The organism is Marinobacter sp. JSM 1782161 (genome assembly GCF_011421605.1).
Lineage (GTDB): Bacteria > Pseudomonadota > Gammaproteobacteria > Pseudomonadales > Oleiphilaceae > Marinobacter_A > Marinobacter_A bohaiensis.
Map to the genome: position 1 here is coordinate 217456 of NZ_WSSA01000003.1, position 11736 is coordinate 229191.

General features: G+C 58.8%; 16 protein-coding genes and 1 tRNA gene. 8 read left to right on the forward strand and 9 right to left on the reverse strand.

From position 1 onward, the window contains the following. From GQB00_RS13815 to GQB00_RS13840, 7 genes are all read left to right on the forward strand, one after another. Positions 1–165 (forward strand): hypothetical protein, encoded by a 165-nt coding sequence (locus GQB00_RS13815; protein WP_165856772.1) that lies wholly within the window; start codon positions 1–3, stop codon positions 163–165. A gap of 24 nt (positions 166–189) precedes the next feature. Further along, complete coding sequence (locus GQB00_RS13820) at positions 190–609, forward strand: hypothetical protein (RefSeq protein ID WP_165856773.1); 420 nt, start codon at positions 190–192, stop codon at positions 607–609. A gap of 187 nt (positions 610–796) precedes the next feature. After that, positions 797–994 carry a hypothetical protein gene (locus tag GQB00_RS13825; protein ID WP_165856774.1) on the forward strand — a complete coding sequence of 66 codons (198 nt, stop codon included), beginning with the start codon at positions 797–799 and terminating at the stop codon, positions 992–994. After that, the gene (locus GQB00_RS13830) at positions 987–1238 is read left to right on the forward strand and encodes a hypothetical protein (RefSeq protein ID WP_165856775.1); all 252 of its coding nucleotides are present in this window, start codon (positions 987–989) and stop codon (positions 1236–1238) included. The genes GQB00_RS13825 and GQB00_RS13830 overlap by 8 nt, the downstream gene beginning before the upstream one ends. A gap of 15 nt (positions 1239–1253) precedes the next feature. Further along, positions 1254–1727 (forward strand): hypothetical protein, encoded by a 474-nt coding sequence (locus GQB00_RS13835; protein ID WP_207950795.1) that lies wholly within the window; start codon positions 1254–1256, stop codon positions 1725–1727. Continuing rightward, positions 1720–2079, forward strand: coding sequence for a hypothetical protein (locus GQB00_RS21865; protein ID WP_228276811.1), 360 nt, complete (start codon positions 1720–1722; stop codon positions 2077–2079). Before GQB00_RS13835 ends, GQB00_RS21865 begins: the two co-directional genes overlap by 8 nt. After that, positions 1980–3092 carry a tyrosine-type recombinase/integrase gene (locus GQB00_RS13840; RefSeq protein WP_416234163.1) on the forward strand — a complete coding sequence of 371 codons (1113 nt, stop codon included), beginning with the start codon at positions 1980–1982 and terminating at the stop codon, positions 3090–3092. Before GQB00_RS21865 ends, GQB00_RS13840 begins: the two co-directional genes overlap by 100 nt. 20 nt (positions 3093–3112) lie before the next feature. Here the strand turns inward: GQB00_RS13840 and GQB00_RS13845 are convergent. The 9 genes from GQB00_RS13845 to thrS all read right to left on the reverse strand — a co-directional run bounded on the left by GQB00_RS13845 (position 3113) and on the right by thrS (position 10780). After that, positions 3113–3189 (reverse strand) — tRNA-Pro (locus tag GQB00_RS13845). A gap of 121 nt (positions 3190–3310) precedes the next feature. Next, entirely contained in the window at positions 3311–3676 is a 366-nt protein-coding gene (locus tag GQB00_RS13850; RefSeq protein ID WP_165856777.1) for a MerR family transcriptional regulator, read from the reverse strand. Beyond that, entirely contained in the window at positions 3657–3959 is a 303-nt protein-coding gene (gene ihfA, locus GQB00_RS13855; protein WP_111497793.1) for an integration host factor subunit alpha, read from the reverse strand. The genes GQB00_RS13850 and ihfA overlap by 20 nt, the downstream gene beginning before the upstream one ends. Before the next feature lie 3 nt (positions 3960–3962). Further along, positions 3963–6338 (reverse strand): phenylalanine--tRNA ligase subunit beta, encoded by a 2376-nt coding sequence (gene pheT / locus GQB00_RS13860; RefSeq protein WP_165856778.1) that lies wholly within the window; start codon positions 6336–6338, stop codon positions 3963–3965. A gap of 53 nt (positions 6339–6391) precedes the next feature. Continuing rightward, positions 6392–7390 (reverse strand): phenylalanine--tRNA ligase subunit alpha, encoded by a 999-nt coding sequence (gene pheS, locus GQB00_RS13865; RefSeq protein ID WP_165856779.1) that lies wholly within the window; start codon positions 7388–7390, stop codon positions 6392–6394. A 253-nt stretch (positions 7391–7643) separates the two neighbouring features. Next, positions 7644–8000 carry a 50S ribosomal protein L20 gene (rplT, locus tag GQB00_RS13870; protein WP_111497796.1) on the reverse strand — a complete coding sequence of 119 codons (357 nt, stop codon included), beginning with the start codon at positions 7998–8000 and terminating at the stop codon, positions 7644–7646. 27 nt (positions 8001–8027) lie between these two features. Beyond that, positions 8028–8219, reverse strand: a complete 192-nt coding sequence (gene rpmI, locus GQB00_RS13875; RefSeq protein ID WP_111497797.1) for a 50S ribosomal protein L35 — start codon at positions 8217–8219, stop codon at positions 8028–8030. Between the two features lie 96 nt (positions 8220–8315). Beyond that, on the reverse strand, positions 8316–8858 hold the full coding sequence (infC, locus tag GQB00_RS13880; protein ID WP_165857097.1) for a translation initiation factor IF-3: 543 nt from the start codon (positions 8856–8858) through the stop codon (positions 8316–8318). Continuing rightward, a complete protein-coding gene (thrS, locus tag GQB00_RS13885; RefSeq protein ID WP_111497799.1) occupies positions 8855–10780 on the reverse strand; it encodes a threonine--tRNA ligase in 1926 nt (641 codons plus the stop codon). Before thrS ends, infC begins: the two co-directional genes overlap by 4 nt. Positions 10781–10969: 189 nt before the next feature. Here thrS and GQB00_RS13890 point away from each other — a divergent pair, with 189 nt between their 5' ends. After that, positions 10970–11716: a ParA family protein gene (locus GQB00_RS13890; protein ID WP_165856780.1), complete on the forward strand. Its 747-nt coding sequence runs from the start codon at positions 10970–10972 to the stop codon at positions 11714–11716. Positions 11717–11736 lie beyond the last annotated feature (20 nt).

Genomic DNA, 11736 nt, shown 5'->3' on the forward strand with positions numbered 1-11736 from the left:
ATGATTGACTTGACTGGATGTATCGATCTGGATGACGTGCCTCTCTGCCCGCTGTGCGATCAGCCAATATTCAATTACGAAGACTCCATAGATATCACTGCTGGTGGGGTTAAAGCTATGGCGCATCTGGGTTGCACTCAGGAAGAACTCAATAGCGCCGACTGAAGCCACCAGATGGAGGATGGAGTGATGCAAGAAGCACCGGAAATTCTGTACCTGGTCCCGGGTGAAACGTGGGACAGCAAAGAAGGGCTGTGCTGGTGTGATTGCCCCGCCCCGAGCGAAGGGATGGACCCGGCCGATGCGACGAAGTACGTGCGGGAGGACGTGTATCAGGCTCTCGAATCCCATCTTGTGGCGATGAGGGAGGCGCTAAATGATCAGCTGAACGACTGCATAAATTTTGATGGCTGGAAGCTAACAAATTCGATAATGAGATCCTCACGGGAGGCGCTGGACTCCACTCAATTGACTGCTGACCGCGCGGTTGCCGAGATTAAATTATCGCTGTTAAGAGCAATACAGATTGAGATTGGCATTAAGTGCGATACCGATCCATCAGAAGTCATACGCGAAAGGATCCAACAACTGCGCGGAGGTGGGGAGTGATGTACGAAAAGATGGCGCAAAGCCACCCCAGCCTACAGCGCGGAATGGTCTGGTGCACAGTTTGCGGCCGGTCTGAAAGCGTTCGATCAGCCGGTGCTTTGCAGCATGGCTGGCCGAAGTGCTGCGGCTACACGATGACCATTGATTCGCCGGAAGAGCGGGCAGAGTTTCAGAAGCGGAGGAAGTGATGGTCGATATCTACCGGCTGTGCCCTGCATGCAAGATTAAATGGGATCGAGAGCAAGGACAGGATTGCCCGAAGTGCAGAAACCATGCGTTCTTCACGATGAACCACAACGATATCGGGTGCTGCATGTATCTAAAAGAGCAAGGCCTCAAGCTGAGCGACTTTGAAGACTGGAATCCGGAGGTGGCCAATGGGTGATGCAGTGAAGGCGTTCAGAACCCAGATTCCGAGCCTGGGCGGTGATGGCGGCATCGTCATGGAAAGCGGTGCAGGTAAGGCCCGATATGCGGCCTACCTCAGCGCCAGCGATGTCTATGACGGGATCAGCTTGACCGAGATTCGGGTGAAGCGGGCGCCTGAGTTTGATGGCGCGGTCACGGTTGACGGGTCTCCGATGGCTCAGGGCCAGTGTTACTGCCCCGAATACCTGCGGCAGAAGTGAGAGCGGAGTGGTGATATGGCAGATCAAGTGATGGCGCTGTCAGCGCTGCAACCGAAGATTCCAAACAACCCGGCTTGGCGCCCGATGGCTTACGAATCCAACACCGGATATCCGGCCGTGGCTTTTTACCACAAGGCGCTGGGCTTGTATGTGATCAGCGGGCTGGAGGTGCCAGAGGCAGAGATCGGGCCGGAGTACCACATATCGATCAGCAAGAGCGGGCGTAACGGTCCGCGCCGGTGCTCTGCCGCCGAGGCGGCCATGGTGCTGAAGCAGTTCGACGCCGAGGGCGCCACCGAGGACAACCACAGCAGCGTGATTCGCAGCTTCTGGCTGCCGGTCAATGAATCGCTGATCGGTCACGAGTGCGACTGTAAGGACGAAGAGGCAGCCATCAAGGAAGGCGATTTCGAATGGCGACCGCTGACCCAGGGCAATGCAGATCGGGCGAAGCGGATGCGGGAGCAGAGCGAGGCCGACAATGGGTGACGCAGCAAAAGACCTGGACCGGATCGTCATCGACCCTGAGAGCCTGGACTGGTGGCCGCACAAGGAGTTCTGCAAGCTCTACAACAAGGGCGAGCAGTGGGCGTGGGGCAAAATCAAGGAAGGCAAGTGGATCGAGGGCGAGCAGTACGTCTATGATCCTGACGGTCAAATTTGGGTTTCAATCGTAGGGTTCAAAAAATGGCTACTAAGCAGTTCCCAACAGGGGTCCGTCCGCATGGTCAAGGCATCAAAATCCGATTTAGCTGGGACGGAGAGCGACACGAACCGCTCTGGCAAAGAAAGCCGACGCAAGCGAACCTCGCGGCGGCCGGTCGTCTTCGATCTGAAATAGTCGCCAAGGCCAGGCACGGCACCCTCACCTGGACGGAACTGGCCGAGCACTTCCCCCAGTACGTCAAGGGTGAGATGGTCGCCAGCAAGGTGCCGCTGTTCGGCGAGATGGCGCAGGCCTACCTGAACACCGTGGAGGTCTCGAAGAACACCCGGGAAGAGTACCGCAAGATCCTGATGAAGCGATGGCAGCCGCTATTTGCCAACCGCCCGATTGACTCATTCAGCGCCTCTGAGCTGAAGGTCGAGGTGTCGAAAATCGAATGGTCGTCAGCCAAGACGCGGAACAACGCCCTCATCCCGTTGCGCGGTGTGTTCGAGCTGGCTGTGGATGACGAGGTGATCGACCGGAACCCCGCCGACAGGCTGAAGAACCTGAAGCACCAGAAGCCACCGGTTGACCCGTTTGACGAGGCAGAGGCCGACGAGATCATTGATTACCTGTATCGCCGCTACCCGGGCGCTGATGCCGTCTACGCCGCGTATTTCGAATTTGCATTCTGGACCGGCATGCGAACATCCGAAATGCTGGCATTGACCTGGGGCGACCTGGACTTGAGGAAAGGAGTGGCACTGGTTTCAAAGGCGCAATCCAAGGGTTTGCTCAATGCCCGGACCAAGACCGGCGCGGCCCGCGAGGTGCTGTTGAGCCCGCGAGCCAAGGCGGCCCTGAAAAAGGTGAAGCCCCTCACCTATCTGGCTGGTGGCCACGTCTTCCGCAGTCCGCGCACCAATGAGTCATGGAAGACGGACAGGGGCCCCAGGATTGTGTTCACCGCGGCGCTGAAGAAGCTGGGCATCCGGCACAGGAAGGCGTACAACACGCGCCACACCTACGCCACCATCTGCCTGATGGCGGGCATGAACCCGGCTTTCGTGGCGTCTCAGCTCGGGCACAGCATTACGATGCTGCTGACCACCTACGCCAAGTGGATTCACGGCGAGGCCAGCCAGCGCGAATTGGACAAATTGGGACAAAACAGGGACAAACAGAAATCAGCGGATAGCAAATAGCTGATTTTAAAGAAGGGAAATGGTCGGGACGGCAGGATTTGAACCTGCGACCACCTGCACCCCATACAGGTGCGCTACCAGGCTGCGCTACGCCCCGACACAGCAAGCTTTTGAACTGTGAGTTCAATAGCTTAGCGGGAGCGAATTCTACACAAGCTCCCGGGAAAAATAAACACAAAATTCGGGAATTTTCAGGGCCCGCAAAAGGGCCCCAAATATTAAGCGGTTGGGCTGTTGAGAACGTCGAGGACGTCCTCGAGTTCCGCGATCATCTGGCGGATGAGTTGCTTGTACTGAGACGTGTCGTCCTTGATTTCGTGACTGCTGAGCTTCTGCTTGGCGCCACCGATGGTGTAGCCCTGATCGTACAGCAGGCTGCGAATCTGGCGGATCGTCAACACGTCGGCGCGCTGGTAGTAGCGCCGGTTGCCGCGTCGTTTGACCGGCGACAGTTGCGGGAACTCCTGCTCCCAGTAGCGCAGCACATGGGCCTTGACGCTACAGAGATCGGCCACTTCACCAATCGTGAAGTAGCGCTTGCCAGGAATCGGCGGCAGCTCGTTGTTATGACTGGGTTCCAGCATAGGCCTCTACTTTCTGTTTTAGTTTTTGTCCTGGCCGGAAAGTAACCACTCGCCGCGCGCTGATCGGAATCTCTTCTCCGGTCTTCGGGTTGCGCCCGGGACGTTCTTTCTTGTCCCGCAGGTCGAAGTTACCGAATCCCGACAACTTCACCTGCTCATTGTGACTGAGTGCGTCTCTGATCTCGCCGAAAAAGGCTTCCACCATTTCCTTGGCTTCGCGTTTGTTGAGCCCGAGCTCTTCGTAAAGACGCTCTGCCATCTCCGCTTTCGTCAAAGCCGACATCCGTTAACTCCTCAGTGTTGCTCCCAGCTCAGTCTTGAGGGATTCAATCACCGCGTTGAACCAGCCCTGGATTTCCTCTTCGTTCAGCGTCCGTTCCGGATGCTGCCAGAACAGACTCAGAGCCAGACTCTTCTGCCCACGACCGATCGACTCGCCCTCAAACACATCGAACACGCGAACCCCGGTCAGGTGCTCCCCGGCCTGGTCACGGGCGATGCGCTGAACCTCAGCGTAAGTCAATTCGTTCCTGATAATGATAGCCAAATCCCGGCGAACTTCCGGGAATTTTGAAAATTCTTTGAAATTAGGCACATAACCGGAAACGATCGAATTCAAGAATAGCTCAAACACGAAAGTCGTGCCATCCAGGTCGAGTTTTTTCTGAACCTGTGGGTGCAACGCTCCCAGCCAGCCGACGAACTCGCCGTCCCGACGCAGCTCTGCGGTCTGCCCCGGGTGCAGCGCGGGATGCTCGCCGGCGACGAATTCGACCTCAATGCCCAGCAGCTCAAACAGCGCTTCCAGATCGCCTTTAACGTCGTAGAAATCCACCTTGCGACGGCCATTCACCCAGCTTTCCGGGTCCTGAGGACCGTTCACCACGCCCGCCAGCATGGGAACCTGTTCAATGGACTGATCGCTCCGGCGCACAAAGCGCAGGCCGGTTTCGAACAGCCGAATGCGCGACTGCTGGCGGTTCTGGTTGTAGTCGACAGTCTGCAGCAGGCCCGGCCACAGGGAGGTGCGCATCACCGCCATATCGCTGGAAATCGGATTCGCTAGGGCGATGCCTTCGTGTCCGGGATCGATCAGCTTCTGCACTTTCTCGTCAACGAAGCTGTAGGTCACCGCCTCCTGGTAGCCGCGATCGACCAGCAGCGACTGGATGCTGGACAGCGGACGCACCGCCTCGGCTTCCTCGCGCAGGGCCAGGCTACCTACCGGTTCAGTCACCGGCAGGTTGTTGTAGCCGTAGATGCGGCCGACTTCCTCGATCAGGTCTTCTTCAATGGCAATGTCCGGGCGGTAGCTGGGCACGCCGATCATCCACCCCTCGCGGGTCAGCTTGTCTACGTGCAGCCCCAGACGGGTCAGGATTTCCTCGATCTCGGTGCGGTCGATGGCCAGCCCCAGTACGTCGTCAACGCGCTGTTGACGCAGCTCGATCACCGGCATCGACGGCAGGTGAATCTCGCTACGGACTTCCACGATCTCGCCCGCTTCCCCACCAACGATTTCCAGCAGCAGGGCCGTCGCGCGTTCCATGGCATCGCGGGTCAGTTGCGGGTCGACGCCGCGTTCGAAGCGGTGGGACGCATCGGTATGCAGGCCGAACTGACGGGCCTTGCCGGCAATGGAGATCGAATCAAAGTAGGCGGCTTCCAGAACGATGTCCCGGGTGCTTTCGGCAACGCCGGAGTGTTCGCCGCCCATCACGCCGGCGATGGCCACCGGCTTCTCGTGATCGGCGATCACCAGTGTCTGCGGCGTCAACTCGACTTCCTGGCCATCCAGCAGGACCAGCTTCTCGCCCTGCTCCGCCCAGCGCACCACGATACCACCCTTGAGCTCCTCGCGATCGAAGGCGTGCAGCGGCTGGCCCAGCTCCAGCATCACGTAGTTGGTGACGTCCACCGCCGCGTCGATGCTGCGGATGCCGGAACGGCGCAGACGTTCGCGCATCCACAGCGGCGTCTCGACGCTCAGGTCGACGTTGCGGATGATCCGGCCCAGGTAACGCGGACAGCCGTCGGGCGCCTCGACGCGGATGTCCATGACATCGGAGTGCACCGGCTCGACCGGGTCGATGGCCGGGCCTTCAACAAGCTGGCGATTGAGCACGCCCACTTCCCGGGCCAGGCCCCGAATCGACAGACAATCGCTGCGGTTCGGGGTCAGATCGACGTCGATCATGGCATCGTCCAGCCCCAGGTAGGCGCGAATGTCCTCACCCACGGTGGCGGATTCGGGCAGCTCCATCAGGCCTTCGTGGCTGTCGGACAATTGCAGTTCGGACTCGGAACACAGCATGCCGTTGGACGGCTGGCCACGCAGCTTGGCCTTCTTGATCTTGAAGTTGCCCGGCAGCACCGCACCCACGGTGGCGAACGGCACTTTCAGCCCCGGACGCACGTTGGGCGCGCCACACACCACCTGGACGGTTTCCTCGCCACCGGCGACCTGACACACGCGTAGCTTGTCCGCATCCGGGTGCGGCTCAACCGATTCCACGAGGCCCACGATCACACCGCTGAATTCTCCGGCCACCGGTTCAAATTCGTCGACTTCCAGCCCCGCCATGGTGATCTGATCCACCAGAGCCTGGGTGTCGATTTCCGGGTTGACCCACTCACGCAGCCACTGTTCGCTAAATTTCATGCTCTTCGCCTTGTCCTGATGCCGTTAATCCTGAAACCCAATTGACCTGCCGATCAGCGGAACTGACGCAGGAAGCGCAGATCGTTCTCGAAGAACATGCGCAGGTCGTTCACGCCGTAGCGCAGCATGGCCAGCCGCTCGACGCCCATGCCGAAGGCAAACCCCCGGTAGGTTTCCGGATCGATATCGCAATACTCAAAGACTTTGGGATGCACCATGCCGCAGCCCATGACTTCCAGCCACTTGATGGAGCCATCCGGATTGCGGCCCCACTCGATGTCCACTTCGGCGGACGGCTCGGTGAACGGGAAATAGGACGGACGGAAGCGCACCGCCAGATCCTTTTCAAAGAACACCCGCAGGAACTCCTCCACCGTGCTCTTCAGGTCCGCAAAGCTGACGTTGGTGTCAACCAGCAGCCCTTCGATCTGGTGAAACATGGGCGTGTGGGTCATGTCCGAGTCGCAGCGATAGACCCGCCCCGGACAGATCATACGGAACGGCGGCTTGTCGTTCTCCATGGTACGGATCTGCACCGGCGAGGTGTGGGTCCGCAGAAGGGTGCCCGGGTTGAAGTAGAAGGTGTCGTGCATCGCCCGCGCCGGGTGGTGGCCGGGAATGTTGAGCGCCTCGAAGTTGTGGTAGTCGTCCTCGATCTCCGGCCCCTGCTCGACGCTGTAGCCAGCCTGGGCGAAGAACTGCTCGATGCGCTGCATGGTGCGGGTCACCGGATGCAGACCGCCCCGGGACTGGCCCCGGCCAGGCAGGGTCACGTCAATGGACTCTTCCGCCAGACGCGCGTCCATGGCGGCGGTTTCCAGGGATTCGCGACGGGCGTTGATGGCATCCTGAACCTGGACCTTGGCCTGGTTGATCTTCTGGCCCGCCGCCGGACGCTCTTCCGCCGACAGCTGACCAAGGGATTTGAGCTGCTGCGTCAAGACGCCTTTCTTGCCCAGATAATCAACACGCACCTGATCCAGCGCCTGCAGGTCCTGCGCCTGCTCGACCGCCTTCAGGCCGTCCTGTACGAGTTGCTCCAGGTTTTCCATTGACCCTGCTCCAAATGTGACTGCTTTCTTTGCCTGGGATGAGACACCCCTGAAAAATGACCGGGTCCGATGACCGGGCCCTTTTTCAGGCGCTCTCGTGAATACGCTGCCGCAAGCCGGGTGACAAACAGGCGGCGCCTTGGCAGCGGGGCCTATTCTACAGGCCCTGAAATAAAAAAGGGGGAAGAGCATGCTCTTCCCCCTTTCGGAATACCTTTCGGTATCCCAACCGATATGCAATCGATGAAAGAGCTTACGCGAGCGCAGCCTTGGCTTTTTCAACGACGGCACTGAACGCTTGTTGCTCGTTCATCGCCAGGTCCGCCAGGACCTTACGATCGATCTCAACGTTGGCCTTCTTCAGGCCAGCGATCAGACGGCTGTAAGACAGGCCGTTGGCGCGGGCACCGGCGTTGATACGCGCGATCCACAGCGCACGGAACTGGCGCTTACGGTTACGACGGTCACGGTAGGCGTACTGACCCGCCTTGATGACTGCCTGTTTGGCAACACGATAGACGCGGCTACGGGCACCGTAGTAACCCTTGGCCTGCTTCATGATCTTCTTGTGACGACGACGAGCGACGACACCACGCTTTACACGAGCCATTCTCTAATCCTTCCTTCTGAACCTGAATTAAAGCGCGATCATACGCTTGATGGATGCAACGTCAGCCTTGGCTACCTGCTTGGTAGCGCGCAGTTGACGCTTACGCTTCGGGCTCTTCTTGGTCAGGATGTGACTCGTGAAGGACTGCTTGTGCTTGAAGCCGTTGGCGGTACGCTTGAACCGCTTGGTGGCCCCGCTCTTGGTTTTCATCTTGGGCATTTTCTAAAACTCCGCATTTTATGATTGCAATAAACAGTGTGCCCTGAACGACAAATCCCCCGCACTGTGACGGGGGACAGGCGACTCAATGGAGCATCACTTTTTCTTTCGGGGCGCAACGACCATCGTCATTTGCCGGCCTTCCATTTTCGGCCGTTGCTCAACCTGGGCAAGTTCCTCGATATCCGTTTCCACACGATTCATGAGCTTCATACCAATTTCCTGGTGTGCCATCTCACGACCGCGGAAGCGGATGGTGATCTTGCCCCGGTCCCCGTTCTCAAGGAAACGTATCAGGTTGCGTAGCTTGACCTGATAATCCCCTTCTTCCGTGCCGGGTCGGAATTTCACTTCTTTCACCTGGACCTGTTTCTGCTTTTTCTTCGCAGCGGCCTTGGCCTTCTTCTCTTCGAAGACCTTCTTGCCGTAGTCCATGATCTTACAGACGACCGGATCGGAATTCGTAACCTGAACCAGATCCAGAGAAGCTTCTTCTGCCGCTTTCAGGGCGTCTTCGATGGACACGATGCCCACCTGTTCACCGTCCGCAGCAATCAGACGTACTTCTGTGGCTTCTATATTCCCGTTGATGGGCGCCTTGGGAGCCCGTCCCCGATTCGTTCGCTGTTTAATAATCAGTTCTCCGTTTGATTTCTGCCTTTGCGGGACACGTCCTCGGCCAGCAGGGCCCGGAACTCGTCCAGCGACATCGTACCCAGGTCGTCGCCCTTGCGATTACGCACGGCAACGGCCCCGGCTTCAACCTCTTTATCACCGATAACCGCGAGGTAGGGTACTTTATTGAGAGTGTGCTCGCGAATTTTAAAGCCGATTTTTTCGTTTCTCAAGTCGGCATGCGCCCGATACCCGGAATTTTCAAGGGTTTTTGCGACTTCCTCGCAATAATCCCGCTGATTGTCCGTGATATTCATGATCGCCACCTGGGTCGGTGCCAGCCAGGTGGGGAAGGAACCTTCGTATTCCTCGATCAGGATGCCGATGAAACGCTCGAAGGAACCCAATACCGCCCGGTGCAGCATCACCGGCGTACGGCGCTCGGAATTGTCCGCGACATACTGTGCGCCCAGACGACCCGGCATGGAGAAATCCACCTGCACGGTGCCGCACTGCCAGACCCGGCCGATACAGTCCTTCAGGGAGAACTCGATCTTCGGCCCGTAGAAGGCGCCCTCGCCCGGCAACAGTTCCCAGTCCACGCCTTCGCGGTTGAGCGCTTCTTCCAGGGCGGCCTCGGCCTTGTCCCAGATTTCGTCGGAACCGACGCGTTTCTCCGGACGGGTGGACAGTTTATACAGAATCTCGGTGAAGCCGAAATCGGTATAAACCTCATGCAGCAGATCCATGAACTTGGAGACTTCCTCCTGGATCGCCTCTTCCTCGCAGAAGATGTGGGCGTCGTCCTGGGTGAAGCCGCGCACCCGCATCAGCCCGTGCAGCGCGCCGGAAGCCTCGTTGCGGTGGCAGGAGCCGAACTCGGCCAGCCGCAGCGGCAGGTCCTTGTAGCTCTTCAGCCCCTGGTTAAAGACCTGGATGTGGCACGGGCAGTTCATCGGCTTGATGGCAAAATCGTGCTTCTCGGACTCGGTGGTGAACATGTCATCGCCGAACTTGTCCCAGTGGCCCGACTGCTCCCACAGGGTGCGTGACACCACCTGCGGGGTCTTGATTTCCTGATAGCCGTGGCGACGCAGTTTGTCGCGCATGTACTGCTCGATTTCCTGGTAGATCGACCAGCCGTCGGCGTGCCAGAACACCATGCCCGGCGCTTCTTCCTGCATGTGGAACAGATCCAGCTTCTTGCCGATCTTGCGGTGATCGCGTTTCTCGGCCTCTTCCAGCCGGTGCAGGTACGCCTTGAGGTCTTTCTTGTTGCCCCAGGCGGTGCCGTAGATGCGCTGCAACTGCTCGTTACCGGTGTCGCCACGCCAGTAAGCGCCGGCCACCTTGGTCAGCTTGAACGCCTTGAGCTTACCGGTGTTGGGCACGTGCGGGCCGCGGCACAGGTCGATGAAATCACCCTGCTGATAGAAAGACAGGTCTTCATCACCGGGAATGTCCTCGATGATGCGAACCTTGTACTCCTCACCCATCTCATCGAACAGCTTGACCGCTTCCTCGCGGGACAGAACCGAGCGGGAAACCTTGAAGTCCTGCTTGGACAGCTCTTCCATCCGCTTTTCGATGCGGGCGAGGTCTTCGTTGGTGAACGGGCGGTCGAACTTGAAGTCGTAATAGAAGCCGTTATCGATCACCGGGCCAATCGTCACCTGGGCGGACGGGAACAGGTCCTTGACGGCCATGGCCATCAGGTGCGCCGTGGAGTGGCGGATAATGTCGACGCCCTCTTCGTCGCGGTCGGTCACGATGGCCAGTTCGACGTCCTGGTCGATTTCATAGCTGGTGTCCACGAGCTTGCCATTGACCCGACCGGCAAGCGCGGCCTTGGCCAGGCCCGCACCGATATCGGCGGCGACGTCGTGCACGGAAACGGATTGGGAAAAACTACGGTGACTGCCGTCAGGCAGAGTGATAACAGGCATGGAAAACTCCCATCAGCGGTGATCCTTACGAGAGACCACATGGTTGAATTGAACCGCGTTACGAGTCGCGGTTCGTTATTGCGCCGCATTCTATCAGCCGCTTTTGCAACATGTCATGCAAAACGCGACGTTGCGGTGCACAATGGTGGCCATTTAGCGGATCAATCAACTGGCCACGGAGAGACCCTCTTGCGCATCATCGCCTTTCACAATCTCAAAGGCGGCGTCGGCAAAACCGCAGCTGCGGTCAACATTGCTTATCTGGCCGCCGGGCACGGTATCCCCACCCTGCTCTGGGACCTGGACGCGCAGGGCGCGGCCAGCTGGTATCTGGGCGAAACGCCCGATCTGGTGGGCGAAAAAGCCGCCAAGCTGGTCAAGGGCAAGACGCCGGTGGGCCGGATGATCCGCCCAACCGCCTACGACAAGCTGGACCTGATCCCGGCGCACCCGAGCTTCCGCAACCTGGACCTGCGCCTGGAGAAAGACGGCAACGACCATATGCTCAAGGACTGGCTCAAGCCGCTGTCGGAAGACTATGGCCTGGTGGTCCTCGACTGCCCGCCGTCCCTGTCGAAACTGGCCGAGCAGGTACTGGCGACCGCGGACCAGGTGTTCGTACCGATCATTCCCTCCTGGCTGTCGATGAACAGCTGGGAGCAACTCCTGCACTTCGCCCGGGAAAAGAAGATCAAGACAGCCAAACTGCATCCATTCCTGTCGCTGGTCGACCGCCGCAAGAAAGTGCACCTGGAGATGCTGAACGCTCCGCCCCAGGCACTCAAGAACCGAATGCGCTCGTTTATACCCTACGCCAGCGACGTCGAGAAGATGGGCGAAAACCGCTGCCCGGTGGCCCGTATTCGCAGTCGCTCACCGGCGGCACTGGCTTACGAAATGCTCTGGAAGGAAATTCGCAAGATCAGTCGTCTCTAGTGTTCCGTCTGGTTGATCCG